The following is a 26,247-nucleotide window of genomic DNA, read 5'->3' on the forward strand; positions in this document are numbered from 1 at the left end:
AAATCCTTGCACATTGCCAGGATTTTTTCTTATCTTATCTACTGCGCAACATCCTCTAACCGTTCGACGGCTCCATTTTGTAATAGGAACATTTTATGGTATAGCCCGCCATGGGCTAACAGCTCTTGATGTGTTCCTCTTTCCACAATTTCTCCTTGGTGCAAAACGAGAATTAAGTTAGCGTCCTGAATTGTCGATAACCGGTGGGCAATCGCGATCGTCGTCCGCCCTTCCCTCATTTTGGCAAGAGCAGTTTGAATGGCTTCCTCTGTTTCAGTATCAATATTAGCGGTTGCTTCATCAAGGACAAGTATCTTTGGATTCGCTGCAATCGTCCTAGCAAAGGCAATTAATTGACGCTGTCCACTTGAAAAAGTAGATCCTCTTTCCACCACTTTATGATTATAGGTATCTTCCAGCTTTTCGATAAACGTATGTGCCTGAACAAATTTAGCAGCTTCCTCCACTTGCTCATCTGCTAAATGATGATTATGAAGCGTAATATTGTCTCTTACGGTTCCATAAAATAAAAACGGATCTTGGAGTACAAGCCCCATTTTATCTCGTAATTCATCCTTTGAAAAATCTCGAATTGATTTCCCATCAATTAATATATCACCCTTCTCATATTCATAAAATCTCATTAATAGATTTATGATCGAGCTTTTCCCACTTCCCGTATGTCCCACGAGTGCTACGGTTTCCCCAGGATGAGCTGTAAAGGTTATATTTTTCAACACATCTCGCTGTCCATCGTAAGAAAAGGTTAAATCCTTAAACTCAATTCTTCCCTCTCCAATCGATAGAGCACTTTTTTCACTTTGTGCCGGTGCCAATTCTTGCTTATCCAAGATTCTAAAAACACGTGCCCCAGCCACAATCGCTTGCTGATACAACGATAGTCTCATCATCATATTATTAACTGGCTCGAAGAAACGCTCCAGGTAATTGACAAATGCATATAACACACCGATTTCAACTGGACTATCCAATGATGTGATACCGAAATAATTTAAAACAATAATGAGTCCTAAAATAAAAATCAAATCAACCGCTGGCCGAAGCAATAATCCGTCAATTTTAATATTTTTCATACCGGAGCTATAGTGCTTTTCATTGATGTCTTCGAACTCTTTGCGAAGTCTCTTTTCCTGACGGAATACTTGAATAATACTCATTCCCTGTAGAGATTCACTTAGCTTTGCATTTAATTGGCTCAGTCTTTCGCGCATATCCAAATAAAAACGAGAACTAAATTTACGGTACAAACTCATGACCAGTAGAATTAAAGGAATAAAAATCAGACAGAACAGTGCTAATTTCACATCCAAAATAAACATGGTAATGAAAATACCAGTTAGTAAAAATCCGCTCTGGATAAAGGTCGAAAGTACGGTAACAAACATATCTTTAATCGCTTCGGTATCGTTCGTAATCCTAGAAACGATACTTCCCGCCGGTGTTTGATCAAAATATTTCAGACCAAGTGACTGCACCTTTGAAAAGATATCAACCCGCAGCTGTTGGATAATCTTTAAAGCAATCTCCTGAAACTTCACTAATTGGAAAAACAACAATAGGGATTTTACAATTTGAATTCCAAGATAGCTCGCTCCTAGGATCACCAGTGGTTGAAATACTAAATTTCCTGGTGTTAAGTAATCATCAATAAAGATTTTAACGAGAATTGGTGATGCTAACTCTCCTAAAGTCGTTAACACTAGAAGACTGAATGCTAGAATTAATTCCTTTTTATGCGGTTTTGTGTAGGATAGAAGACGATACAATACCCTTTTTTGTTCTTTTTCAGTCAGCTGTGCTGTTTCATCTATTTTAATGTCCTCCATGCTCAACCAACTCCTCTAGCTGCTGACGTAAATACATTTCCTTATACCAGCCACCGCTTGCCATAAGCTCTTCATGGGTTCCTCTTTCAATGACCCCGCCATTATCTAAAACTAGAATTAGATTTGCATGTTGGATGGCACTTAAACGATGAGACGTAATGATCGTTGTTTTCCCCTCACGATTTTTCCTTAAAGAGGATAGAATCGCTTCTTCCGTTTTTGCATCGACGGCTGATAGTGAATCATCCAGTACCAGTACTTCTGGGTTCATTAGCAGAGCCCGAGCAATCGAAATTCTTTGTTTTTGGCCGCCTGATAGTGAAACTCCTCTTTCACCAACAACGGTTTGATAGCCGTCCGTAAATTGAAGAATATCATCATGAATATTGGCCAGCTTTGCTGCGCTGTATATTTCTTCTTTAGCTACACGAGGGTTCGTAAAGGCAATATTTTCAGCTACACTTGCAGAGAATAGAAAATGGTCCTGAGGAACATAACCAATGGCTTCACGCAGTTTTTCCAGCTTGTATTCTTGAAGGGCATGACCTCCAAAGATAATTTCCCCTTCATAGTCTTCGAATTCACGAATCAGAAGTTTTAACAACGTTGTTTTACCAGCACCTGTTTTCCCGACAATTCCGAGTGTTTCTCCTCGATTAAGAGTGAAGGAGATGTTCTTCAACATTGGTTCCTTTTCACCATGGAAGGTGAACTTCTCAATGTTATATTGAATACCGCCGCTAGGCACTACCTCTAAAGCGTCATTTTTATCAGTAATGTCTGACTTTTCAAGAAGTAAAGCGGTTACACGATCATACGAAGCACGACCGCGTTCAACGATGTTAAACAACCAGCCGAAGGCAAGCATCGGCCAGATTAAAAGTCCTAAATAGGTCGTAAAGGCAATTAACTCACCAATCGATAATTCTCCTGCCAACACATATTTGGAACCATAAGTAATCGCTAAGAAAAAAGAAATACCCACAATGATTGAAATCGTTGGATCATATAAAGAATCAATTTTAGCGACCACGATGTTTTTTTGGACAACATCTTCGGATTGCTTCCGGAAATCCTCAATGTCTGCTTTTTCTTGCCCAAACGTTTTAATAACCTTGATCCCTGAAATACTTTCCTGTGTTTTATCATTTAAGTCAGAGAAGGCTTCTTGTGCCTTGTGAAAAGTACGGTGAAGCATCGTACCAAACCAACTTGTAAGCACTGCCATAAAAGGCATCGGTATTAAGCAAATCAACGTTAATTTCCAGCTGATCGTAAATGCCATGGCCAGGATAACGAATCCACCTGTAGATAGAGAATCCACTAACGTTAGAACTCCGGCACCGGCTGTTTGTTGAATAGCCTGTAGGTCGTTCGTCGCATGTGCCATTAAATCACCAATCCTTCGTTTCTGATAAAACGATGGTGACATATTCGTAAAGTGCTGATATAAGCGATTTCGTAACTGTTTGCTGAGTTTAACCGCTGAACCGAAAATCATTATTCGCCAAAAATACCTCAAGACATACATACCTATCCCTGCAGCTACTAATATGAGCATCCATTCAAGAAGCAAGCCTTTGGTCAACGTACCTTCATTAATATGGTCGGCTATCACGCCGATTACCTTGGGCGGGACGAGTTGTAGCAGCGCTACAAACAGCAATATAAATGTTCCTGATAGATATGCTTTTTTCTCTTGCTTAAAAAACCAGCCCAGATCTAAAAATACTCTCATAATTGTTCCCCCGAAAAATAATTGACCTTATCCTTTTATTATTTTAAAAAAATCATTTCACCTCTCCCGAAGGTATATTTTATCAAATATTAGTAAAATAATAAAGATTTAGACACTTATTTCCATTTATGAAAAAAGCACTCATCGTAATGAGTGCTAGTACATGATTATTCTGTTAATTGTTTATCCGCTTCTGCTACTTTTTCTTCTGCAGATGTTTTTAATCCTTCAACTTCAGCTTTGATTTCATCAGGTACAAACTTCACTCTGTTTATATAATTAATGATTACCTGGTAATCAGTTTTCATTGCAGTCAAATCAGCCGGATCATATGTCGTTGTTTGATTTTCATTGTTTTTAATAAATGCTGAGACAATGTAATAGAAGTCTTTTTGCGATTCAGTCTTTAAAGAAACTGTTTGTTTGACTACTTCATCATAGTTTTTTTCTACTATTAATTTGCTGAACTGCTCGTCTTCAGCTGTTAACTCTCTTGTATTTGCCTTTTCTTCTTTAGCAGCATTTGTACCTTCTTCTGTTTTATTTTTTTCAGGAGTAGCTGTCTCTTCTTTTTCTTGCGTCCCGCACGCAGTTAAAGCTAGAAGTAAAATTAGAATAAGTGATATAACTTTTTTCATAAAAAATGCTCCTTTTTATATGTAGTTGTTCTTAGCGTAACTATTATGTACCTATTTATCCAACATTTCAATATATTTTATTGAAATAATAATATTCTAAATAAATGAAAAAACCACTTTATCCAAAGATAAAATGGTTTTGGTTTCATCTATTATTTGCCTTGTTGTTTGTTCATAGCTGACATCATTTGGTTGATCTTCTTTTGAGAAGGCTTCATACCCATTTGCATCATCATCATTTTCAGCATTTGCTCATTGATTGGTGGATTTTTCTTTAAATAGCTCATCATGTATCTGCGAGCAATGAAAAATCCTAGAGCTACACCAGCTACTAATGCTAGTATAACAACTAGAATCCATAGACCTGTACCCATTAAACTTCCTCCTTCATGTTGTCTACCATACAGTGTACTAAATAAAACGGGAATATACAATATTCTCTTTAAGAATTAGACATATTTTCTCTCTTTAATAGGCTTTAACCATCCAAATCTCTGATGATCAAGGTCTAATGCCATAAAGGAAGATTCACATTTTCTCAGCACTTCAAAGAAAATCGTTTCTGCTTCATAGCTGCCCGTTGCCTCGATAGTAATTAAGTCCTGGTAGACCCTTAATTTCGCTGTACTTAGTTTTCCACTTAACTCAATTGAGTATGTACCATGTTCAGCTCGAAACCCTCTCTTTTTTCCAAGTTGTTTCTGAATTAAATTATGGATTTTTAAAACTTCTATCGATTTTGTTATATACGTTATTTGTTTATTCGTGATAAATTTCAATTCACCTTCTGCTCTGTCATGTTCCTGAAAAAGCTTAAAAAACATACGCTCTCTTCCGAAGTAATGGGCGGCAAATTCATCTTCTATTAAATAAAGCTGATAATGTCTCACCACGATCTCTCCTTCGTTGATAACCTTTCTATCAATTATAAATAAGCGCTGTCAAAACATTTGTCTTTTACCGGCAAAAAATATCACTATTATTGTCGAAATCAAAAAATTCTTACAATTTTTATTATATCATACTAATAATTGGAATTTTATACAGCTATTCAAAATTCAAAATCTCCTCATAAACCCAAAAAAAGAGAACAGCTTATTGCCGTTCCCTTTGATCTTATCATTTTATTTTTGAAGAAGTGCTTTCACGCGTGCAACTACATTGCTAACGCTGAAGCCGTATTCTTCCATAATTTTTTCTCCAGGTGCAGAAGCCCCAAATGTATCGATTGCAAGGACGTCACCTTCATCACCTGTGTATTTGTGCCAGCCGAATGAAGATCCAACTTCAATTCCAAGACGCTTTTTCACGTTCTTAGGAAGAACGGAGTTTTTGTATTCTTGTGATTGCTGTTCAAAGCGATCCCATGATGGCATGCTTACAACAGAAACATGAATACCTTCACCAGCTAAAGCAGCCTGAGCTTCAACTGCTAAACTTACTTCAGAACCAGTTGCTAGTAATAAAGCATCTGGAGTCTCTCTTTCAGAAGGAGCTACCACATATGCACCTTTTGAAACGCCTTCGTATGCGTTTTGATCTGTTCCTTTTAGTGTTGGTAGATCTTGACGTGTTAACACTAAAGCAGTAGGTTTGTTTGTTGATTCAACTGCTAACTTCCATGCCGCTGCTGTCTCATTACCATCAGCTGGACGAATAATAGAAAGACCTGGCATTGCACGTAGTGCTGCAAGCTGTTCTACAGGCTCATGAGTAGGTCCATCTTCACCAACAGCAATACTGTCATGAGTGAATACGTATGTTACAGGTAAGCCCATTATCGCAGCTAAGCGGATAGCTGGACGCAGGTAGTCAGAGAATACAAAGAATGTTCCGCCAAAAATCTTCACTCCGCCATGTAGAGCGATTCCGTTCATTGCAGCACCCATTGCAAATTCACGAACACCGAACCAAATATTTCTGGCATCGTAGTTGCCTGGCGCATAATCTCCTGTACCTTTGATCATCGTTTTATTTGAACCAGCAAGGTCAGCAGATCCGCCGATAAAGATTGGTAAGTTTTTCGCGATACCGTTTAGTGCTTCACCAGATGACGCACGGCTAGCTAGAGCTTTACCTTCGCTGTAAACAGGAATATCTTTATCCCAGCCTTCAGGTAATTCATTTTTAAGAACTTTTTCTAATTGATCTGCTAATTCAGGATATTCCTTTTTGTATTGTGCAAAAAGGTCATTCCATTCTTTTTCTTTCTTTTTACCGTTTTCAACGATAAGGTTTTGGAAATTATCATATACTTCCTGTGGAACATGGAAATCTTCTTCAAAAGTCCATTTATAAGCTTCTTTTGTAAGCTTTAACTCATCTGATCCAAGTGGAGAACCATGAACGCCAGAAGTTCCTGCACGATTAGGTGAGCCATATCCGATAACTGTTCTAACTTCAATCATTGTCGGACGGTCAAGATCGTTACGAGCTTCTTCAAGTGCCTTAGCGATTTCTTCTAGATTATTTCCATCTTCCACACGAAGGTATTGCCAACCGTATGATGAGAAACGTTCCTTAACACTTTCTGAGAAGGATTTATTTAAATCGCCATCAAGTGAAATATCATTTGAATCGTATAATACCACTAAACGACCTAATTTTAAGTGTCCAGCAAGCGAAGCAGCTTCTGCAGATACACCTTCCATTAGATCTCCATCACCACAAACACTATATGTAAAATGGTTTACAAGTTCATAGTTGTCCTTATTGTAGACGCTTGCTGTATGGCGCTCAGCCATTGCCATACCGACAGCCATAGCAATACCTTGTCCAAGTGGACCAGTAGTCGCTTCTACTCCTTCAGTATGACGGTACTCAGGATGTCCTGGAGTTTTACTTCCCCATTGACGGAATTGCTTCAAGTCATCGATTGCTAGATTATAACCAGATAAATGAAGCATGCTGTATAACAAAGCAGATCCATGTCCTGCTGATAATACAAAACGATCACGGTTAAACCATTCTGGATTTTTTGGGTTGTGATTCATGAAACGAGTCCATAAAGTGTAAGTCATTGGTGCCGCACCCATTGGCATTCCAGGATGTCCTGAATTTGCTTTTTCAATCATATCAATTGAAAGGGTACGTATAGAAGTTACTGATAAAGCATCAATAGTATCAAACATTATTTCCATCACTCCTGATTCTCTAGGATAAAAAAATAATAACAACCTTTATATTATAGCTCTAAACACAATAATTCAACAATTAATTTGACTACTAAACAAATTATTTCACTATATTATATTTTGACACAGGTTGTCGCGCAATATGTAAAAAAGGAAAACTAAATGTTTTCCTTTAGGATTTAATGAAGATTATATTTTTTTCTTTGTTTTATTTTTTCCGGCGTTACGTCATTTCCCTCAGGATCCATGATTTTTGTATTTGTTAATGTATCCAGCATAGAACTGCGGAAAGTGGTCAGATACTCGCTTCTTAATTTTGTTTGTTCCTTCGCTTCTGCTTCTGTTAATCCCGTTGCTTTAGCTTTTCTCGCAAGTTCATTAATTCTTGCCATTTTTTCTTTTGAGAGCATTTTGGACCCTCCTTTCATTAACTTAGGCCGTGGTATCCAAGGCCGTTGATTTCCGCTCCACTAAGGAATGCTTCTTGGAATAATCACCGCAGAGACAGGCGGTTTCTGCCTGTCCCGAGGCACTTCGCTTTCCGCGGGCGGTCCGGGGAGCCTCCTCCCGCAGGAGTCTTCGTGCCTTCCGCTCCAATCAACTGAGTGATTAAAAGCACAATTATTGTTACCACAGCCGCACTTAAAAACTGATTTTACTAAAAAGTAGACCATCTGACAAGGCAAATGGTCTACTCTTCTTCTGATTCAATAGATTCTTGAAATTCCTGATAGCGTCTGTGGACGGTTGCTTTTGAAATATTATACCCAAATCCCCTTAAAGTAGCAGCTATCTCTGAAAAAGTTAATTTATTTTGTCTAAGTCTGACTATTTCTTCTACTGGTACTTCTATTTTCTCCCGCCCAGAACTTGATTCGATATTTTTTAGATTTTTCTCAGGCTTATATCCGTTAGCTACGGCTCGTTTCATTCCACGTTTAATTTTAATATTATGTAACTTACGCTGATATTCTTCAACCATACCAACGATTTTCAATACCATTGAATCACTTTCAGATAACTGCAATTCACCATTATGAGAAATACTATAAAGTTTCACATCTTCTTTTAAGATACAATGCAAGAGGGCGATCTTTGCATTCCCTCTTCCGAGTCTTGTTTCATCCTGAATTAACACGGCTTGTATATCTTTACCTTTCAAAAGATCTAATAACTCCAGAATTCCGTCTCTTTCTAGTTCATAACCACTTGCCTGTTCCCTAATAATGGTGGCCACATGAAAATGATATTGACTAGCAAGCTGTGTGAGCTCCTCTTCCTGACGCTTTAAAGATGTTTCCTGGGTTTCTTTGTTTGTACTTACACGGCAGTAAATAATTGCATTCACCATATGACTTTATTCCCCAGCAGCACTAGCATATTCAGTCACAGTCCCAACTTCATAGTTTACAGGAATTATGATTTCTTCCCCAGGATAAATTTTATCTCCATCGATTTTGTTATGGTGCTTAACCCAACTGACAAATTCATCATTCGAGTAAGAATGTTGGTTGGAATATTGATTAGAGATTTTCCAAAGAGAATCCCCTTCCGACACAGTGATCGTTAAAAACGTTTCTTCTACATCCGCGTTAAAACGTAATGATAAAATAAAAGCTACTACGCAGCTCAAAATAATTAATAAAATAGCATAAGAGTATTTGTCCATAATTTTTTTCATACTATAACCCCTATCCAGAATATATGTTCGATTTTTATGTTTTTATTATAATCCGAACATTTGTTTGTTGTCAATAACAATTCGAACTTATGTTTGTATAAAATATACGAACATGCTATAATAAAGGTAAATATTACATAGGGCGAGGTGTATCTATAATGACAAAAATATCTAAGCGCCAGCAGGATATCCTTGAATTTATTAAAGGGGAAGTAAAGAAAAAGGGTTATCCGCCATCCGTTCGGGAGATTGGTGAAGCAGTAGGACTTGCTTCTAGTTCTACCGTCCACGGTCATTTAGCACGATTGGAAAGCAAAGGACTCATTAGACGAGATCCTACTAAACCGAGAGCGATCGAAATACTAGATGTGGATGAAACTGTTAATATCCCAAGAAATAATGTTGTCAATGTACCGATTGTGGGTAAAGTAACTGCAGGCCTTCCTATTACCGCTATCGAAAACGTTGAAGAGTTTTTTCCACTCCCCGAGAGTCTAGCACCTGCAGATGAGCAAGTATTTATGCTAGAAATCATGGGTGAGAGTATGATAGAAGCAGGAATTCTCGATGGAGATTACGTAATCGTAAGACAGCAGCCAACTGCGAACAATGGAGATATCGTCGTTGCGATGACAGAGGAAGATGAAGCGACCTGTAAAAGATTTTTTAAAGAAAAAGATTACATTCGCTTGCAGCCTGAGAACTCAACCATGGATCCTATTATCTTAAGAAACGTTTCAATCCTTGGAAAAGTAATTGGGGTTTATCGACATATTCATTAGAGCCAAAAGAGCAGATTTAGCAGATCTGCTCTTTTTATCTGGACATTATACAAAAATGTGTATATTTACTCATTCTAACTAGTTTCCACTATTTGTATAATAGTATTACACCATGATTTAACCTTAGGTCAAAAACTAGGCTTAAGGAGAGTGGAAAAAGTGTTGAATGACATTATTTTCTCAATGGTTATTGGTGCTATAGTTGGGATTGTTGGGCATGTCAGAAAGCACGGAAAGATTATTATGCCTCGGAAAACAAAAAGGTTCATTTATTTAGGTTTTTTAGAAGAAATGCTTCTTGGTGCTGTAGCAGCTCTCCTCATCCTGATGTACACAACTCCAAATTCCATGGTAGAAACCATTTTTTTATCGGCCCTTGCCGGGATTAGTGGTGATATCATACTCACTAGATTTAAGGAACTAAATGAAAATAAAGAAAAAAAAGAATCATGAACGCAAAAATAACCCAGTAAAGACTTCAGTCAATACTGGGTTACTTAATTTTAGTACATGCTCATGTATTGTTCGCGTTCCCAAGGGTGAACGACGGTTCTGAACATATCCCACTCGATTTCTTTTGCTTCGATAAAGTGTTCGAAGATGTGCTCTCCTAATCCAGCTACGATTACTTCATCAGTCTTTAATTGATCTAATGCTTGAGCTAAAGTTGCTGGAAGATCAATGATTCCTTCTTCGATTCTTTCTTCTTTGCTCATAACATAGATGTTACGGTCAACTGGAGCTGGAGGAGTTAATTTGTTCTTAATTCCGTCCAAACCAGCTTTTAATAGAACAGCCATCGCCAGGTATGGGTTAGCAGCCGGGTCAACGCTTCTTACTTCTACACGAGTGCTTAAGCCGCGAGAAGCCGGGATACGAATTAACGGCGAACGGTTTCTAGCAGACCAAGCAACATAACAAGGTGCTTCGTAACCTGGTACTAGACGCTTATAAGAGTTAACAGTTGGGTTTGTTACCGCTGTAAAGCTTGGTGCGTGCTTTAAGATACCAGCGATGAATTGACGAGCAGTATCACTCATTTCTAAATCACCAGTTGGCTCGTAGAATGAATTAACGCCATCTTTAAATAATGAAAGATTCATGTGCATTCCGGATCCATTTACTCCGTATAATGGCTTTGGCATGAACGTTGCATGTAAACCATGTTTACGAGCAATTGTTTTTACTACTAATTTAAATGTTTGGATTTGGTCACAAGCTGTTAACGCATCCGCATATTTAAAATCGATTTCGTGTTGTCCTGGTGCTACTTCGTGGTGAGAAGCTTCAATTTCAAAGCCCATTTCTTCTAGTTCTAGTACGATATCACGTCGGCAGTTTTCTCCTAAATCTGTTGGAGCGAAATCGAAGTAGCCGCCTTGGTCGTTCAATTCTAGTGTTGGCTCACCTTTTTGGTCTAATTTAAATAAGAAGAATTCTGGTTCAGGTCCCAAGTTAAAATTAGTGAAACCTAACTCTTCCATTTCCTTTAATACTCTTCTTAAGTTGTTACGAGGATCTCCATCAAATGGGTTTCCTTCTGCAGTGTAGATATCACAGATTAAACGAGCAACTTTCCCTTTTTCAGCTGTCCACGGGAACACTACCCATGTATTTAAATCTGGATATAGATACATATCAGATTCTTCAATTCGTACGAAACCTTCGATAGAAGAACCGTCAAACATCATTTTATTATCAAGAGCTTTTTCTAACTGACTAACAGGAATCTCAACGTTTTTAATTGTTCCTAGAATGTCAGTGAATTGTAAACGAATAAATTTAACATTTTCCTCTGCTGCCAACCGCTTAATATCTTCTCTAGTAAACTTTGCCATCATTATTACCTCCAAAATTTAATTAATGGAAAAATCGTGACATATCCCCTTGCCTTAGTGACGAACGATTAAATCTACCAGCTTGCTGTAACTCTTGACGTAGTAGATTTCTTAACTGATCGTCTGTTAATTCCTGCTTGGCTTTTTCAGCCTGCTGCTGGATAACATTTGACTGTTGCTCTTTGACCAATAACAGCTGTTTAACACCAGCCATATTAATTCCTTGATCAATGAGATCCTTAATTTCTAATAGTCTATCAATATCAACTAAGCTAAAGAGTCTTCTATTCCCATCTGTTCTAGCTGGAGAAATCAATTCGTGCTCTTCATAGTAACGGATTTGCCTAGCAGTTAATTCTGTTAGCTGCATAACCGTTCCAATTGGGAATAGTGGCATTGAGCGGCGTATTTCTTTTCCACTCACTTAAATTTCTCCTCTCCTTCTGCTGATTTATAATGCTATTATATTTCGTGTTAGAAAAGATGTCAATCATATGTTAGATTTTCTAACATTGTTTTTTCATAAAAAACAAAGGACAACTTCTTTCGTTATCCTTTGTATTTCTTCTTAGTTTAATTCAATCAAATTTTTTTCAATTAAAGAATCGACAGCGATACAAACGGCCATCTTAACATGCGAATACGTTAATCCACCTTGTACATAAGCGACATACGGCGGTCTAATAGGACCATCAGCAGTCAGTTCTATACTCGCCCCTTGAATAAATGTTCCAGCTGCCATAATCACATCATCCTCGTAACCCGGCATATATGCTGGGTAAGCAGTAACATGAGAATTGATGGGTGAAGCAAATTGTATCGCCTGGCAAAAGGCAATCATTTTATCTTTATCATCAAATTGAACAGCTTGAATTAAGTCCGTTCGATTTGCATCCCATTTAGGTGATGAATTCATACCTAATTTCTCTAATAGTGCGGCAGTAAATACTGCTCCTTTTAATGCCTGCCCGACAACATGCGGTGCTAAAAAGAAACCTTGATACATCTCCTGCAGGCTGTAGAGCGATGCTCCAGCTTCAGCACCGATGCCAGGTGAGGTCATTCGATACGAACAGGCTTCAACATATTGTTTTTTACCCACAATATAACCGCCTGTTTTCGCAATTCCTCCACCCGGGTTCTTTATCAATGAGCCCGCCATTAAATCAGCACCAACATGACAGGGCTCTAGTTCTTCAACGAATTCCCCGTAACAGTTATCTACAAATACCACTACATCTTCCTTGATCTCTTTTACAAAGGAAATCATTTCGTTGATTTCCGCGACCGTAAAGGACGGGCGGGTTGCATATCCCTTTGAACGCTGGATTCCAATCATTTTCGTATTACCTTTGATTTTAGATGCAACTACATCCCAATCGATGGCTCCCTCTTCAGTTAGTGAAACACTATCATAAGAAATCCCAAACTCCTTTAAGGAACCGACACCATTTCCACGGATGCCAACAATTTCTTCAAGGGTATCGTACGGCTTACCAGTAATATAAAGAAGTTCATCTCCTGGACGCAGAATCCCAAATAGTGAAATTGAAATTGCATGTGTTCCTGAGATAATCTGGGGACGGACTAGGCCCGCCTCAGCACCAAAAACATCTGCATAAATAAGTTCCAATGTATCTCTTCCGATATCATCATACCCGTAACCTGTAGTAGGGATAAAGTGTGAATCACTAACACGATGCTTTTGGTAACTTCTCAAAACTCGAAATTGATTGGATTCAATTCTTTCATCGATTGCTTTATGTATTCCTGCAATTTGTTGTTCTACACTACCTACGATACGTTGAAGCTTTTCCCCATTTTTTAACTGTTGAAACATGCTGTTACTCCATTCTAGTTTTATATTTCTCTAATTGTCCGGAAATTTGGTGATCAGGAAGCGCAAACCCGCGACATTGATAAAGTTCTTTATCTTCATCAAAGACAAGTTCTCTAACAATCGTCTCATTTTTTAATTGCGCAAGCAGTTTCCCTTCGGTTGAAGGTACACTAACTTGATATTGATCCATCATTTCAATCGTGACTTTTTCAATCTTTCTTTTTAGTTCATTTCGGTCCTCTTTATCATAGGCACTTATGAAAATTAGAGGCGTGTTCGTTGTTGGTACAAAGTCAGGATGTTTAATATCCCTCTTATTATAGACAGTAATTTGTGGAATGTCTTTCACTTCTAAGTCTTCAAGCAGCTTATTGACTGTTTTTTCATGCTGGAAATAATCCGCATTAGCCATATCCACTACATGCAAAAGTAGGTCTGCTTCCTTCACCTCTTCAAGCGTCGAACGAAAAGCAGCAATCAACGCTGTTGGCAGATCTTGAATGAAACCAACGGTATCTGTAATTAAGGTCTGATATCCACTCGGTAAAACCAGCTTACGTGTCATTGGATCCAAGGTGGCAAATAATTGATTTTCTTCATACGAATCGGCTTCAGAAAGTCGGTTAAAAAGTGTGGATTTACCTGCATTCGTATAGCCAACAATCGCGATTTGGAACGTTTTGTTTTTCTTTCTTCTTTCACGGTAACGATCTCGGTGCTGCACAATAACGGAGAGCTGACTCTTAATATCATCGATTCTCCGGCGGATATGACGGCGGTCGGATTCCAGCTTGGTTTCTCCTGGTCCCCTTGTTCCAATACCCGCACCTAGTCTAGATAAAGCTGTCCCCTGCCCGGCAAGACGCGGCAATAGGTATTGAAGCTGAGCTAACTCCACCTGCAGTTTACCTTCTTTTGATCGTGCCCTTTGCGCAAATATATCTAATATAAGCTGCGTCCGATCAATAATTCGGGCATTTAATTCAGAAGCAAGATTTCGCTTTTGGCTTGGTGATAATTCATCGTTAAAAATGACCAAGTCAGCCTCTACTTCATCGACAAGTGCTTTTAGTTCTTCCACTTTCCCTTTACCTATATATAACGCAGGGTGTATACGCTCTCGTTTCTGAGAAACAGTCATTAGAACTTCACCTTTAGCGGTTTCTGTTAAGGAAGCAAGCTCCTCCATTGAGTATGCGAAACGACTATCGTCCAAGCTTTGCGTTTGGCAGCCAACTAAGATTGCTTTTTCCAAGCTAACTTCTTGTTCCATACCAACACCTCATTTTCGTAAATTTTCTTTTCTCATCATACCAAAAATAAGGGCAATACCCTAATTTCTAGCGGATTTTTTAATATTTATATTGATTATTTTTACCTTCGTGTTAAAATCATATTGTTTATTGAAAATTTTAAAGAATATAAGAATTTTACATCGAGGGGAAATCGAACAAAATGACATGGGATGTGTTAAGTATCATCGGAACCATTGCTTTTGCTGTGAGTGGAGCAATTATAGCAATGGAAGAAGAATATGATATTTTAGGGGTATATATTTTAGGCATTGTGACAGCTTTCGGTGGCGGAGCCATTCGAAATCTATTAATTGGTGTCCCCGTTTCCGCACTATGGGAACAAGGGTTATTTTTTCAAATTGCTTTATTATCAATTACAGCGGTGTACCTGTTTCCAAATAATCTGCTGCGTCATTGGCAGAAATGGGGTAACTTTTTCGATGCCATTGGCTTATCTGCTTTCGCCATTCAAGGTGCAATATACGCAGCCAATATGGATCATCCGATAAGTGCTGTTATCGTTGCCGCAGTCTTAACGGGAATTGGCGGAGGGATTATTCGTGATTTACTTGCAGGAAGGAAGCCAATTGTATTAAGAGCGGAAATATACGCAGTATGGGCGATTCTTGCAGGTCTCATCATAGGATTAAAAATCGCCTCAAGTCCAGGGGAGTTATACACTTTATTTGTACTGATAACAGCCTTAAGGGTCCTTTCCTATACATTTGATTGGAAACTGCCATCTAGAAGACTAGGTGCACATTAAAAATCGACGGACATTTTCCGCCGATTTTTTTTGTGCCTATGAATCTTCCTCAAAGATTAAATCATTACTTCTAAGTGTCATTAATTCATGCTTATCAAAGCTATTTTGCAGTAACAGCCGCATCGCCTGAGCGCGAATTGACTTTTCAATAATGTTTCGAACATATCGGCCATTTGAAAAGCTATTTGGACTGAGTACCGCTTTGACCCAAATTAAATGGTCCTTTAGCTTTTTTTCCGCCTCATGACTTAACGAATATTCTCGCTCATCGAGCATGCGACTGGCAATTTCCATCAATTGCTCAATCGTGTAATTCGGAAAGTCAATGACAAGTGGAAAGCGGGAATGGAGCCCAGGGTTTAGTGTTAAGAAATAATCCATCTCTCTAGAATATCCTGCTAAAATAAGAATAAATTCATGCTGTTTATCCTCCATATGCTTCACAAGTGTATCAATGGCCTCTTTTCCGAAATCCTTCTCCCCGCCGCGTCCTAATGAATAGGCCTCATCAATGAACAGGATTCCCCCCTGCGCTTTTTTCACTAAATCTCTTGTTTTCTGTGCGGTATGTCCAATATATTCCCCCACGAGGTCTGCACGTTCTGCCTCAATTAAATGTCCCTTAGACAAAACATTCATTTTTAAAAAGAGCTTACCAATCAATCGCGCAACCGTTGTTTTGCCTGTTCCCGGATTTCCTTTAAACATCATATGAAGAGCTTGTTTTCTAGCCTTCAGTCCCAGTTCTTCACGTTTCTTATTTACAAAAATCCAAGCGTAAATTTCCTTTATCATTCGTTTCATTTCTTCCATACCCACTAATGCCCCGAGCTCGTCTTCAATTTCCTTTAACGCCGAGTGTTCCGGGGGAATAACCTTTGGAACAACTTGAGGAACAGGCAGCTCTTTCGTCAAGGACTTTCTTTTTTGCGAGTTGAGGGATACTGTTATTTGTCCATTGCTTTTCATGCGAATCGGTTGATCCAAAGCCTTCACCTCTCATTCTGCAGAGCAACACTCCTTCATTTATGTGTATTCAGTCTTGATGGAAATCATTATAAAAATAAAAAAAGCCCATTAAATTAATGGGCTCGGATAGAAATATTAATTATTGTGCATCCAAGTCAAGCTGAACATTTCTTTGCGGCGCAAAGGTTGAAATGGCATGCTTGTAAACCAGTTGCTGCTTACCTTCCGATTCAAAAAGTACAGTAAAATTATCAAAGCCTTTAATTTGGCCTCGTAATTGGAATCCGTTTAATAAGAATACCGTTACATGGGTATTATCCTTACGGCACTGGTTTAAAAATTGGTCCTGAATGTTAATGGTGGTTTTCATTTGTATATCCTCCTCTTTTATCTCTACTAATATGTATTCGATTTTACTTGTAGCTTTCCTTCAACGTATTGTGTAATTTCGGTTATTTTTTTTGACAAAATTACGACATCTGTCATGTCAAACCATTTTACTTCCATTTTGTTGCGAAACCAGGTTAGCTGTCTTTTTGCATATCGTCTAGAATTTTGTTTTAAATTTTCAACAGCAAGATCTAAACTAACCTTCCCATCCAAATAATCATAGATTTCCTTATAGCCTATAGCCTGAATGGATTGACAATCTCTGAGCCCCTGCTTGTGTAAGTTGCTGACTTCATCAAGCAGACCTTCAGATATCATCATTTCGACACGCATATTAATCCGTTCATATAGCTTCTCTCTTTCCATAGTTAAACCGATTAGTGCAGTTTCATAAAGAAGATCAGGCTGCTGATTATTTTGATAGTCACTCATAATCTTACCAGTACAATGAAAAATTTCAAGTGCCCTAATCACCCTTCTGACATTATTCGGATGAATTTGGCTTGCACTCTCAGGATCTACCTTCGTTAACTCCTGATGGAGAGCAACATTACCAATTTCCTTTGCCCTCTCTTCAAGCTGCAGGCGAAACTCTTCATCCGCAGGAGCCTCAGAAAACTGATAATCATAGATGACGGCTTGAATATAGAGTCCAGTTCCGCCAACGATGATAGGAAGCTTACCTTTTGAGGTGATTTCTGATATTTTTCTTCGAACAAGCTGCTGGAATTCGGCAACAGAAAAACTCTCATCCGACTCTTTAATATCAATCAAATGGTGAGGGATTCCTTCCATTTCCTCATGTTTTATTTTCGCAGTTCCGATATCCATACCGCGGTAAATCTGCATGGAATCGCCGCTGATAATCTCGCCATTATACCGTTTAGCCAGTTCAATGCTTAACTTTGTTTTACCAACTGCTGTCGGACCAATAATGACTAATAATTTCTGTTTTGAATCCAAAATTTTCACACTGCCCTTTTCATAATTTCCGTAATGTCACACTTACATCCTAACACAAACTTTAAAAGCAGTTGAACATCAAATTAGTATAATCAAAAATTATCCTTTCTATGCATATTGTTACAGTGGATTTTATTTATTCCATTTTCGTCTCAATAAATATATTTCTTTTACATCTTTACATTCCTATAACGATTCATTTACAAACTGAGTTTTACCCCCAACTTCATGGTAGTCTTAATCGTAGCTTATTTTGTAGAAAGATGGCTAGTCAGAACGACAAGTTGTCGAAAAATAGGAAATTAGGTGAATTGGAATGTTATCAAACTTTGAAATTGGAATCGATTTAGGAACAGCTAATATATTAGTTTATAGTAAAAATAAAGGAATCGCTGTAAATGAACCCTCGGTGGTTGCGATTGATACAGAAACGAAAAAAGTTGTTGCTTTTGGTACAGAAGCAAAAGAAATGATTGGAAAAACGCCAGAGAAAATTATTGCGATCCGCCCATTAAAAGAAGGCGTCATTGCCGATTATGACCTTACCACAGAGCTGCTGAAGCATATCATGCGTAAAGCTTCTAAATCCGTTGGCTTTGCCATTCGTAAGCCAAATGTTGTGATTTGTACACCTTCTGGCTCAACAAGTGTCGAAAGAAGAGCGATTCATGACGCTGTTAGAAATGCCGGCGCAAAAAAAATCCAGTTAATTGAAGAACCAGTAGCAGCTGCGATTGGTGCGGGTATGCCTGTGGATGAGCCGGTAGCCAATGTGGTTGTCGATATTGGCGGTGGTAATACAGAGGTAGCGATTATATCTTTCGGCGGTGTGGTATCCTGCCATTCGATTAAAATTGGCGGAGACCGTCTTGATGAAGAAATCATTCAACATGTCCGAAAAGAATATAACGTTTTGATCGGTGAGCGAACAGCAGAAAATGTTAAAATGGAAATCGGCTATGCATTGGTTGATCACGAAGAGCTTTTCATGGAAGTACGCGGCCGTGATCTTGTAACAGGGTTACCAAAAACGGTGACATTATCATCCTATGAAATTCGCAATGCTTTGAAAGAATCGTTATCTCATATATTAGAAGCGATTCGGGCTACACTTGAAGACTGCCCAGCTGAACTAAGCGGCGACATCGTCGATCGTGGTGTAATCCTTACTGGTGGTGGGGCATTGATGAAGGGAATGGAAGAATGGCTAAGTAAAGAGATCTTCGTTCCTGTTCAACTCGCTCCAGAGCCATTAGAATCCGTTGCAATCGGAACAGGAAAAGCCCTTAAATACATGCATAAATTGCCAGCTGCAGTAAAGTAAAGTATAAAGAGCAATGACAAGGTAATGTATAAATTAAACTGGCTCAGTTCACTTTAGAGCCAGTTTATTTACCTCATTTATTTATCCTCTAAAAATAAAGTGGTCGCATTTAATAATCATTCAATATTACCTGTTAACCTTATATCCCCTATAGTTTCGATATGAATTTTTTCTTCCTTGAGAGTTTCGATAACGTCTTTTAGTTCTTCATATTGGTTCTTGTATATTTCTACATCCTCAAGGAGCGTTGGATGTAAAGTAACTTCAATACGATCTTCCCTTATAGGAATACAAATCGTTTCAATATTTTTATTCGTTTCTCCTTCTGAATTTACTATCTCTTTCTCAATGATTAACTCCTCACGGCGAACAGGAACCAAAATTTGCTTCTCTTCAGTATAACTTTTCTTATAAACCTTAACGTTTGCTGTCTCTATCCACTTTTTGCTTATCTGCAACTCTTCCTTATGTAATTTGAGTGTTACTTTATCATTATAGTGGTCATTTCTTGGCTGCTCAGACACCTTAATCCTCCTCCAAGGAAAAGATTGAAAACACCTTTTCATTATGGAAGATGAAAAGGTGTTTTTATTTTTAGCTGTTATTTATATCTTCAAAACCTGTTGTATCGGAAACAAAATCAACACTTCCTGTTGTATTCACATTGGCCTCTTCACGTCTGAGAGTTTCCTGAACTTGCTGCGTTTCCTCAACTTGGCGTTTGGAAGCAGAGACTTCCTCAGTTGTTACTGTGTACTTGTTTACCTGAACCTGTTCCTGGCTGACAGGAATATGGATGGTCTCATCAGAATTTATGGATGCATTGCTACGTTCGTTCAATGGCGTCCTCTTTATAACAACTTCCTCGTGCATAACAGGAACTTCCACTGTTTTTTGTTCTTCTACAATCTCTTTTGAAAGGACAACTTCACCTGCATCGACTTTATTTTTTGTAATGTCTAACTCTTCCTTATGAAGCTCTAGGGAGCCGTTAGTTTGATTATCTTGAGTACTTGAGCTAGTATTGCTTCCCTGGGTACTCGAGCTAGTATTGTTTGCTTGCTTTCCTGAATTATTTTGGCTATCTTGATTATTTGTAATTTGTGAATTGTCATCACCAAACAAATCAAAAATGTTACCCATAAAAATTCCCCCTCATAAATTGATTAATGTAATGCCTTTATATAATCTACCCAAAAGGGTTTTTTATTCTTATGTATAAACTTCCAGCTGCAGTGAAATAGAAAAAGACCATGTTAGTTGGATATTGCAAAAGTAAATTAAGGCGCAGTAATAAGGAAATGGATAATAGAGGTTATTACAGCTAAAAATACTGATAATTAGATAATAAAACATTCGTATTTCTAAGCAACAATGGATTTAAATCAGGGGGTTTTACAATGAATGAAAAATGGAAAATGTATTTGTTGCTCATTATGCCATGGTTATCTGTAATAAAGCTCGGTAAATCTTCATTTAATCGGTATCTGCCTACTATTATTTTTAGTGACTTGATTATTACCTTAATAAGTGAGTTATCTCGTGCCTTTAAATGGTGGAAGGTTAAAAATCCCATTTTCCCGAATTTAGCAACAGATGTATCATTTGTATTTGGACCTTTTAGCGTTCTAAACTTTTGGATTTTTAAATTAACCTATAAAAAGATTCTGGGTCTATCTTTTGACTAATATCATTGCCGATTACTTATTTGCTTACCCATTAACCACCTTAGCAGAAAAACTACGCGTATATAAAATGGTAAGAATGAGCCGCAAGCAACTTTTCCTTCTAAGTTTGATAGTCGCAATTTTTAATTACTTGTATCAATTCTATATGGTTGAACCTCGAAGAAAAGGTAATTAAATTTGAACGTTCTTGATAAAAAATGACGATCAACTTCTTTACATTTGATCGTCATTTTTATTATATTTTTGAGCTTAACTTTCACTTTGGCGTTTTCTCATATTATTGAAATATAAGAAAATCGGCAGCGGAATGACGATAAAGCCTAAGCTTTTAATTAGTTGGTTTTTTGCATTTTCTCTTGCCCGGTTCTTTTCATCTTTTACCATTTGATCATATCTCTCTCGAATCTCATCATCGGATAACTTTTGACTTCCTTCTGTTGGAACTTTCCCGTCATGGTAAACCTGCTTGAAATCTTCAAAGTTTTGATAATAGCCTGGCGGGCTTACTAGGTCGGCCGCGGCCATAAAAATTGAAATCCCCCCGCCGATCACCATCATAAGTGTTGCAAACAAAACTAAATACGTATAAAGATGACGTATCACTGCCTCTCCCCCCATTTCTTTGTTTTTCACAGCATAAACGATTACAAAAATAATGATAACAATAGGTAAAAAAGTACTTAAGATGCCAAATACAATCATTCGGCCACCTCCTTTTATCTCCCTTATAGTGTAATTTTACACTATACAACAAACAATTATAAGTCTTATTCTGAATATTTTATAAAAAGAGAGTGCTTTCTTTTTAAAAAGAAAACACTCCAACCATATTTACATCACCCGTTTAAACATTTTCTCCATCTCATACGATGAATAATGAACAATAATCGGCCTGCCATGCGGACAGGTGAACGGGTCTGAAGCTTTTCGTAAGTCATCGAGTAACGCCTGGATTTCATCATTACGTAAATGACGATTCGCTTTTATGGAAGCTTTACAGCTCATCATAATCGCCGCTTCTTCGCGAAGCTTCTTAATATCAACCTTTTTCATTGAAAGAAGCTGCTCAATCATCTCTTCGATAAGCTGCTTTTCTTCTCCTTTTGGGAACCATTGTGGATGGGAACGCACGATATAGCTGTTCAAACCAAATTCCTCAAGGAAAACCCCGACTTTCTCCAATTCCATACGGTTTTCATTTATTTTTAGATATTCATCTGTAGAATAATCCAGCGTAATTGGAACAAGCAATTCCTGGAGCTCGGCATGAACTTGCCCCACCTTCTCACGGAAATACTCGTACTTGAGACGTTCCTGCGCCGCATGCTGGTCGATAATATATAAACCATTTTCATTTTGAGCAAAGATATACGTTCCGTGCATTTGCCCAATCGGATATAATCTTGGGATTCGACTTTCAGGTTGGTCGACTTCGATAATCGGTTCCATCTCTTGCTCTGGTTCGATCGAATCCAATTCTGAAGAGGCGTGTTCCCAATTATTACCGAAGGTTTCCTCTTCTTCCATATCTACTTCTTGCTTAGGAATCCATGGTTCCGCTTTTACCTCTAGAGTTGTTCCTTTTTCTTGAATTATGCTTGAAGCTACAGGCAGTTCCCATTTTATTTCTTTTCTCTCTGGTGTTGGATTGGTTCTTTCATCAAGAATTAAAGTAGTCTGCTCAGATTTAGGAACCTCGCGTTTTTCTTGGGTATACGCTGTTGGAATCAATATCTTTGATTTAAACGCATTTTTAATGATACCCGTAACCAATTCATTTAGTTCTGCTTCTTTACTGATACGAACCTCCATTTTAGATGGGTGTACATTGACATCCACCAACAATGGATCCATATCAATATTGAGGAGAACAATCGGAAATCTCCCTATTGGAAGTAACGTATGGTACCCTTCCTGAATCGCTTTTGCTAAGGCATAATTTTTAATAAAACGGCCATTAATCATCGTAGAAATATAGTTTCTAGACGCCCTCGTTACCTCAGGCATCGACGCATATCCACTTAACTTGTAATCAAGTGATTCCCCTGAGATTGGTACAAGCTGTTTGGCGATAGCCATTCCATAAATGGACGTAAGCACTTGGCGAACATCACCATTTCCGTTCGTTTGCAGCAGCTTTCGATCGTTATGAATTAAGCGGAATGCGACCTCCGGATGGGAAAGTGCAAGTCGGTTCACCACATCCGTAATATTCCCAAGCTCCGTATGAATGGTCTTCATATATTTCAATCGTGCTGGTGTGTTAAAAAACAAATCGGTGATGGTAATATCCGTTCCGCGTCTGCTCGAAGCTTTCTCATAGACTTCAACCTTGCCACCTTCAATCACCACTCGATTTCCTGCACCATCACCGGTTGAGGTTTTCATTTCAAGCCGTGAAACAGAAGCGATACTCGGCAAGGCTTCTCCACGGAACCCCAGCGTCCTGATACGGAATAAGTCATTTTCATTCTTGATTTTACTAGTTGCATGACGTTGGAAGGCAAGTAATACGTCTTCTTCTTCAATGCCATTCCCATTGTCCGTAATGCGGATTTTCGCCAGTCCCGCCTCTTCTACTTCAATTTCAATGACCGTACTGCCAGCGTCAATGGCATTCTCTACTAATTCTTTGACAACTGAAGCAGGACGCTCGACTACTTCACCTGCTGCAATCTTATTGGATAGTGCATCATCTAGCTGGATAATCTTACCCATACGTGTCACCCCCTAGCTTTTTAACTTTTTCTGAAGCTCGTACAATAAATTAATCGCCTGTAGCGGTGTTATATCTAGTAAATCAATTTCTTTCATATTATCAAGAACTTTCTTTTCTTTTGAAGAAAGCTCTTGTTTCTTCGGCTCTTTCGGTTCATCAAAGAATGACAGCTGTGCTGGCTGCTCCTCAGGTTTCTTAACTGCATTTTTAACAGCAACTGGTGGTACATCTGGTTTTTCAAGTGCTGATAAAATTTCATTGGCACGATGGATTAATTCCTTCGGAAGCTCCGCTAGTTGAGCAACGTGTATTCCATAACTCTTATCCGTCGGTCCTTCTTTTATTTTATGAAGAAAGACAAGCTTTCCATTGTGTTCAATTGCACTCACATGGATGTTCTTTAATTTCTCTAACTGATGATCTAAGGCGGTCAACTCATGGTAATGGGTTGAAAACAGTGTTTTCGCACCAATATGTTTGTGGATGTATTCAATGATCGCTTGTGCTAGTGCCATCCCATCATAAGTAGAAGTTCCTCGTCCAATTTCATCAAATAAAATTAAGCTGTTTTGTGTAGCATTGGTCAAGGCATTTCTCGCTTCAAGCATTTCGACCATGAACGTACTCTGGCCGGAGATCAAATCGTCTGCTGCTCCAATTCTCGTAAATACCTGGTCAAAAATAGGCAGCTCCGCTTCATCTGCCGGTACATAACAGCCAATCTGCGCTAAAATGGCCGTTAAGGCAATTTGACGCATGTACGTACTTTTACCACTCATATTTGGGCCCGTGATGAGAAGGACTTCCCGATCAGTGTCCATAAAGCAATCGTTCGCTACATACTCTTGTGCATTCAATACTTTTTCCACAACTGGATGTCTACCTTCTTTTATAACAACTTTACCTTCTGTTGAAAACTGCGGTTTTACATAGCGGCGGTTTTCACTAACTTCTGCAAAGCATTGGAGCACATCGAGTTCACTTACTGCCTTTGCAGCAGCCTGCAGGCGTGGAATATGTTCTTTGACAATCTCTCGGATTTCCGTAAACAGTTCATATTCAAGCTCCCCGCATTTTTCTTCCGCTTCTAAAATTAACGCTTCTTTTTCTTTCAAATCCGGGGTGATAAAGCGTTCTGCATTGGTTAAGGTTTGTTTGCGTTCATACTGTCCTTCTGTTAACAGATGAAGGTTTGCACGTGTAACTTCAATATAATAACCAAATACTCTGTTAAAACCTACCTTTAGAGATTTTATCCCCGTCTTTTCACGCTCTTCACGTTCAAGCTGAGCAATCCAGGTTTTCCCGTTTCGGCTGGCATAACGGTATTGATCCAACTGATCATTGTACTCATCACGAATGATATTCCCTTCCTTAAGTGAGAGAGGAGGATTATCGACAATTGCCAGTTCTAATAAATCTGTCACTTCTTCACAAGGATCAAGTGAATCTGCAATCTGTTTTACAACTTCATGCTCCATGCCATGAAGAATTTGTTTTAAAAAAGGAATCTGCATTAATGAACGCTTTAATTGAACGAGATCGCGAGCATTCACATTCCCAAATGCCACCCGTCCTGCAAGACGCTCCAAATCATAAACTTCGGTTAACTTTTCACGAAGTTCCTGGCGTTCGAAATACTTGTTCATCAATACTTCTACGATCGTTTGACGGTGCTCAATGTCTTCACGGGAAAGTAATGGACGATCGATCCACGTTTTCAGCATTCGGCCGCCCATTGCTGTCATCGTTTCATCTAACAGCCACAGTAAGGAGCCTTTCTTCCCTTTTGAGCGAATCGTTTCGGTCAATTCAAGATTTCGTTTCGAATAGTAATCTATTTTCATATATTGGTGAATTTGATAAGTAGTCACGGGCTGCAGGTGGTCAAGACTTCGCTTTTGAGAGCGGTACAAATAGTGAAATAATCTTGCAGCACTTTGTTTTAGCTTATCTTGATTGAGATTATCCAAGAGATTAGAAAAATTCATCTCTATTGAACTATCATCTTCGAATGAAATGGCTAGGACATCACGTTCGCGCATTTTCCGTTGCAATTCAGCGTCAAAATCACTTGCCACTACCACTTCTTTTGTACTTAAAACAGCAAGTTCATTTAATACATCATCAAAATTAGCTGACAGCTGAGTTACTTTGCTTTCACCTGTTGAAAGGTCAGTATAAGCAAAACCATAGGTTTGATCATCAAAATAAGAAATCGAGGCAATGTAGTTATTTTCTTTATCCGATAAAGACTTTCCTTCCATTACCGTACCAGGTGTAATGAGCTGAACAACTTCCCGTCTAACCATGCCCTTTGTTAATTTTGCGTCTTCCATTTGCTCACATATAGCCACTTTGTAGCCTTTTGAAATAAGTTGCTCAATATAGTTAGGGGCAGAATGATAGGGAACTCCGCACATCGGAATTCGGTCCTCACTGCCACCTTCGCGGCTTGTTAAGGTAATCTCTAATTCTTGCGATGCGCGAATCGCATCATCAAAGAACATTTCATAAAAATCGCCTAAGCGAAAAAATAAAAAGGCATCTTGATAATCTGCCTTAACGGTTAAGTATTGCTGTATCATCGGCGTATAACCAGCCATAATGACCCCCACATATTAATTATTTCGAG

The 26,247-nt window shown here is 38.5% G+C and carries 26 protein-coding genes; 5 read left to right on the plus strand and 21 right to left on the minus strand.

Annotated elements, in window-relative coordinates; translation table 11 throughout:
• Window positions 1–38 precede the first annotated feature (38 nt).
• The 9 genes from ABC255_RS20630 to yneA all read right to left on the minus strand — a co-directional run bounded on the left by ABC255_RS20630 (window position 39) and on the right by yneA (window position 9,026).
• Window positions 39–1,847: an ABC transporter ATP-binding protein gene (locus ABC255_RS20630; RefSeq protein ID WP_412996475.1), complete on the minus strand. Its 1,809-nt coding sequence runs from the start codon at window positions 1,845–1,847 to the stop codon at window positions 39–41.
• Complete coding sequence (locus ABC255_RS20635) at window positions 1,834–3,585, minus strand: ABC transporter transmembrane domain-containing protein (protein ID WP_412996477.1); 1,752 nt, start codon at window positions 3,583–3,585, stop codon at window positions 1,834–1,836. The genes ABC255_RS20630 and ABC255_RS20635 overlap by 14 nt, the downstream gene beginning before the upstream one ends.
• 167 nt (window positions 3,586–3,752) lie before the next feature.
• Window positions 3,753–4,223, minus strand: a complete 471-nt coding sequence (locus ABC255_RS20640; RefSeq protein WP_412996479.1) for a hypothetical protein — start codon at window positions 4,221–4,223, stop codon at window positions 3,753–3,755.
• A 152-nt stretch (window positions 4,224–4,375) separates the two neighbouring features.
• Window positions 4,376–4,597, minus strand: a complete 222-nt coding sequence (locus ABC255_RS20645) for a YneF family protein (protein ID WP_412996481.1) — start codon at window positions 4,595–4,597, stop codon at window positions 4,376–4,378.
• A 75-nt stretch (window positions 4,598–4,672) separates the two neighbouring features.
• Window positions 4,673–5,113: a sporulation inhibitor of replication protein SirA gene (gene sirA, locus ABC255_RS20650; protein WP_412996483.1), complete on the minus strand. Its 441-nt coding sequence runs from the start codon at window positions 5,111–5,113 to the stop codon at window positions 4,673–4,675.
• A 234-nt stretch (window positions 5,114–5,347) separates the two neighbouring features.
• Window positions 5,348–7,354 (minus strand): transketolase, encoded by a 2,007-nt coding sequence (gene tkt / locus ABC255_RS20655; protein ID WP_412996485.1) that lies wholly within the window; start codon window positions 7,352–7,354, stop codon window positions 5,348–5,350.
• 182 nt (window positions 7,355–7,536) lie between these two features.
• Window positions 7,537–7,767, minus strand: coding sequence for a DUF896 domain-containing protein (locus ABC255_RS20660; RefSeq protein ID WP_335528029.1), 231 nt, complete (start codon window positions 7,765–7,767; stop codon window positions 7,537–7,539).
• 281 nt (window positions 7,768–8,048) lie between these two features.
• Window positions 8,049–8,705, minus strand: a complete 657-nt coding sequence (locus ABC255_RS20665) for a YneB family resolvase-like protein (protein WP_412998603.1) — start codon at window positions 8,703–8,705, stop codon at window positions 8,049–8,051.
• A gap of 9 nt (window positions 8,706–8,714) precedes the next feature.
• Window positions 8,715–9,026 (minus strand): cell division suppressor protein YneA, encoded by a 312-nt coding sequence (gene yneA / locus ABC255_RS20670; protein WP_412996487.1) that lies wholly within the window; start codon window positions 9,024–9,026, stop codon window positions 8,715–8,717.
• A gap of 170 nt (window positions 9,027–9,196) precedes the next feature.
• Here yneA and lexA point away from each other — a divergent pair, with 170 nt between their 5' ends.
• Window positions 9,197–9,820 (plus strand): transcriptional repressor LexA, encoded by a 624-nt coding sequence (gene lexA, locus ABC255_RS20675; RefSeq protein ID WP_412996488.1) that lies wholly within the window; start codon window positions 9,197–9,199, stop codon window positions 9,818–9,820.
• Window positions 9,821–9,979: 159 nt separating this feature from the next.
• Window positions 9,980–10,273 (plus strand): DUF4257 domain-containing protein, encoded by a 294-nt coding sequence (locus ABC255_RS20680; protein WP_412996490.1) that lies wholly within the window; start codon window positions 9,980–9,982, stop codon window positions 10,271–10,273.
• 50 nt (window positions 10,274–10,323) lie between these two features.
• Here ABC255_RS20680 and glnA read toward each other — a convergent pair whose 3' ends face one another.
• The 4 genes from glnA to hflX all read right to left on the minus strand — a co-directional run bounded on the left by glnA (window position 10,324) and on the right by hflX (window position 14,771).
• Window positions 10,324–11,658 (minus strand): type I glutamate--ammonia ligase, encoded by a 1,335-nt coding sequence (gene glnA / locus ABC255_RS20685; protein ID WP_412996492.1) that lies wholly within the window; start codon window positions 11,656–11,658, stop codon window positions 10,324–10,326.
• A 22-nt stretch (window positions 11,659–11,680) separates the two neighbouring features.
• Window positions 11,681–12,082, minus strand: coding sequence for a MerR family transcriptional regulator (locus tag ABC255_RS20690; protein ID WP_335528039.1), 402 nt, complete (start codon window positions 12,080–12,082; stop codon window positions 11,681–11,683).
• Window positions 12,083–12,226: 144 nt separating this feature from the next.
• A complete protein-coding gene (locus ABC255_RS20695) occupies window positions 12,227–13,498 on the minus strand; it encodes a methionine gamma-lyase family protein (RefSeq protein WP_412996494.1) in 1,272 nt (423 codons plus the stop codon).
• Between the two features lie 4 nt (window positions 13,499–13,502).
• Complete coding sequence (hflX, locus tag ABC255_RS20700; RefSeq protein WP_412996496.1) at window positions 13,503–14,771, minus strand: GTPase HflX; 1,269 nt, start codon at window positions 14,769–14,771, stop codon at window positions 13,503–13,505.
• A 182-nt stretch (window positions 14,772–14,953) separates the two neighbouring features.
• Here hflX and ABC255_RS20705 point away from each other — a divergent pair, with 182 nt between their 5' ends.
• A complete protein-coding gene (locus ABC255_RS20705) occupies window positions 14,954–15,559 on the plus strand; it encodes a trimeric intracellular cation channel family protein (RefSeq protein ID WP_335528045.1) in 606 nt (201 codons plus the stop codon).
• A 36-nt stretch (window positions 15,560–15,595) separates the two neighbouring features.
• On the opposite strand, the gene spoVK is transcribed toward ABC255_RS20705, so the two are convergent.
• The 3 genes from spoVK to miaA form a co-directional block, all read right to left on the minus strand.
• Window positions 15,596–16,546, minus strand: a complete 951-nt coding sequence (spoVK, locus tag ABC255_RS20710) for a stage V sporulation protein K (RefSeq protein WP_412996498.1) — start codon at window positions 16,544–16,546, stop codon at window positions 15,596–15,598.
• Window positions 16,547–16,667: 121 nt separating this feature from the next.
• On the minus strand, window positions 16,668–16,898 hold the full coding sequence (gene hfq / locus ABC255_RS20715) for an RNA chaperone Hfq (RefSeq protein ID WP_034672853.1): 231 nt from the start codon (window positions 16,896–16,898) through the stop codon (window positions 16,668–16,670).
• Window positions 16,899–16,924: 26 nt separating this feature from the next.
• Entirely contained in the window at window positions 16,925–17,881 is a 957-nt protein-coding gene (miaA, locus tag ABC255_RS20720) for a tRNA (adenosine(37)-N6)-dimethylallyltransferase MiaA (protein WP_412996500.1), read from the minus strand.
• 316 nt (window positions 17,882–18,197) lie between these two features.
• On the opposite strand from miaA, the gene mreBH reads away from it, so the two are divergent.
• Window positions 18,198–19,205: a rod-share determining protein MreBH gene (gene mreBH, locus ABC255_RS20725; RefSeq protein WP_412996502.1), complete on the plus strand. Its 1,008-nt coding sequence runs from the start codon at window positions 18,198–18,200 to the stop codon at window positions 19,203–19,205.
• Between the two features lie 116 nt (window positions 19,206–19,321).
• On the opposite strand, the gene ABC255_RS20730 is transcribed toward mreBH, so the two are convergent.
• Both ABC255_RS20730 and ABC255_RS20735 read right to left on the minus strand, forming a co-directional pair.
• Complete coding sequence (locus tag ABC255_RS20730) at window positions 19,322–19,729, minus strand: YsnF/AvaK domain-containing protein (RefSeq protein WP_412996504.1); 408 nt, start codon at window positions 19,727–19,729, stop codon at window positions 19,322–19,324.
• 70 nt (window positions 19,730–19,799) lie between these two features.
• A complete protein-coding gene (locus ABC255_RS20735; protein WP_412996506.1) occupies window positions 19,800–20,348 on the minus strand; it encodes a YsnF/AvaK domain-containing protein in 549 nt (182 codons plus the stop codon).
• A gap of 257 nt (window positions 20,349–20,605) precedes the next feature.
• Between ABC255_RS20735 and ABC255_RS20740 the strand changes: the two genes are divergently transcribed.
• Window positions 20,606–20,893, plus strand: a complete 288-nt coding sequence (locus ABC255_RS20740) for a hypothetical protein (protein ID WP_412996508.1) — start codon at window positions 20,606–20,608, stop codon at window positions 20,891–20,893.
• Between the two features lie 249 nt (window positions 20,894–21,142).
• Here the strand turns inward: ABC255_RS20740 and ABC255_RS20745 are convergent, their stop codons facing one another.
• The 3 genes from ABC255_RS20745 to mutS all read right to left on the minus strand — a co-directional run bounded on the left by ABC255_RS20745 (window position 21,143) and on the right by mutS (window position 26,218).
• Complete coding sequence (locus tag ABC255_RS20745) at window positions 21,143–21,595, minus strand: hypothetical protein (protein WP_412996510.1); 453 nt, start codon at window positions 21,593–21,595, stop codon at window positions 21,143–21,145.
• 129 nt (window positions 21,596–21,724) lie between these two features.
• Window positions 21,725–23,611 carry a DNA mismatch repair endonuclease MutL gene (gene mutL, locus ABC255_RS20750; protein ID WP_412996512.1) on the minus strand — a complete coding sequence of 629 codons (1,887 nt, stop codon included), beginning with the start codon at window positions 23,609–23,611 and terminating at the stop codon, window positions 21,725–21,727.
• A 12-nt stretch (window positions 23,612–23,623) separates the two neighbouring features.
• Complete coding sequence (gene mutS, locus ABC255_RS20755) at window positions 23,624–26,218, minus strand: DNA mismatch repair protein MutS (RefSeq protein WP_412996513.1); 2,595 nt, start codon at window positions 26,216–26,218, stop codon at window positions 23,624–23,626.
• Window positions 26,219–26,247 lie beyond the last annotated feature (29 nt).

It is taken from the genome of Neobacillus canaveralius (assembly GCF_047237705.1).
Lineage (GTDB): Bacteria > Bacillota > Bacilli > Bacillales > Cytobacillaceae > Neobacillus > Neobacillus niacini_K.

Bases quoted from the DNA above. Each gene is read 5' to 3' on its own strand.
- ABC255_RS20630 (WP_412996475.1), bottom strand. From the start codon at position 1,847: ATGGAGGACATTAAAATAGATGAAACAGCACAGCTGACTGAAAAAGAA.
- ABC255_RS20635 (WP_412996477.1), bottom strand. From the start codon at position 3,585: ATGAGAGTATTTTTAGATCTGGGCTGGTTTTTTAAGCAAGAGAAAAAA.
- ABC255_RS20640 (WP_412996479.1), bottom strand. From the start codon at position 4,223: ATGAAAAAAGTTATATCACTTATTCTAATTTTACTTCTAGCTTTAACT.
- ABC255_RS20645 (WP_412996481.1), bottom strand. From the start codon at position 4,597: ATGGGTACAGGTCTATGGATTCTAGTTGTTATACTAGCATTAGTAGCT.
- tkt (WP_412996485.1), bottom strand. From the start codon at position 7,354: ATGTTTGATACTATTGATGCTTTATCAGTAACTTCTATACGTACCCTT.
- ABC255_RS20660 (WP_335528029.1), bottom strand. From the start codon at position 7,767: ATGCTCTCAAAAGAAAAAATGGCAAGAATTAATGAACTTGCGAGAAAA.
- yneA (WP_412996487.1), bottom strand. From the start codon at position 9,026: ATGGACAAATACTCTTATGCTATTTTATTAATTATTTTGAGCTGCGTA.
- lexA (WP_412996488.1), top strand. From the start codon at position 9,197: ATGACAAAAATATCTAAGCGCCAGCAGGATATCCTTGAATTTATTAAA.
- glnA (WP_412996492.1), bottom strand. From the start codon at position 11,658: ATGGCAAAGTTTACTAGAGAAGATATTAAGCGGTTGGCAGCAGAGGAA.
- ABC255_RS20695 (WP_412996494.1), bottom strand. From the start codon at position 13,498: ATGTTTCAACAGTTAAAAAATGGGGAAAAGCTTCAACGTATCGTAGGT.
- hflX (WP_412996496.1), bottom strand. From the start codon at position 14,771: ATGGAACAAGAAGTTAGCTTGGAAAAAGCAATCTTAGTTGGCTGCCAA.
- ABC255_RS20705 (WP_335528045.1), top strand. From the start codon at position 14,954: ATGACATGGGATGTGTTAAGTATCATCGGAACCATTGCTTTTGCTGTG.
- hfq (WP_034672853.1), bottom strand. From the start codon at position 16,898: ATGAAAACCACCATTAACATTCAGGACCAATTTTTAAACCAGTGCCGT.
- mreBH (WP_412996502.1), top strand. From the start codon at position 18,198: ATGTTATCAAACTTTGAAATTGGAATCGATTTAGGAACAGCTAATATA.
- ABC255_RS20735 (WP_412996506.1), bottom strand. From the start codon at position 20,348: ATGGGTAACATTTTTGATTTGTTTGGTGATGACAATTCACAAATTACA.
- ABC255_RS20740 (WP_412996508.1), top strand. From the start codon at position 20,606: ATGAATGAAAAATGGAAAATGTATTTGTTGCTCATTATGCCATGGTTA.
- ABC255_RS20745 (WP_412996510.1), bottom strand. From the start codon at position 21,595: ATGATTGTATTTGGCATCTTAAGTACTTTTTTACCTATTGTTATCATT.
- mutL (WP_412996512.1), bottom strand. From the start codon at position 23,611: ATGGGTAAGATTATCCAGCTAGATGATGCACTATCCAATAAGATTGCA.
- mutS (WP_412996513.1), bottom strand. From the start codon at position 26,218: ATGGCTGGTTATACGCCGATGATACAGCAATACTTAACCGTTAAGGCA.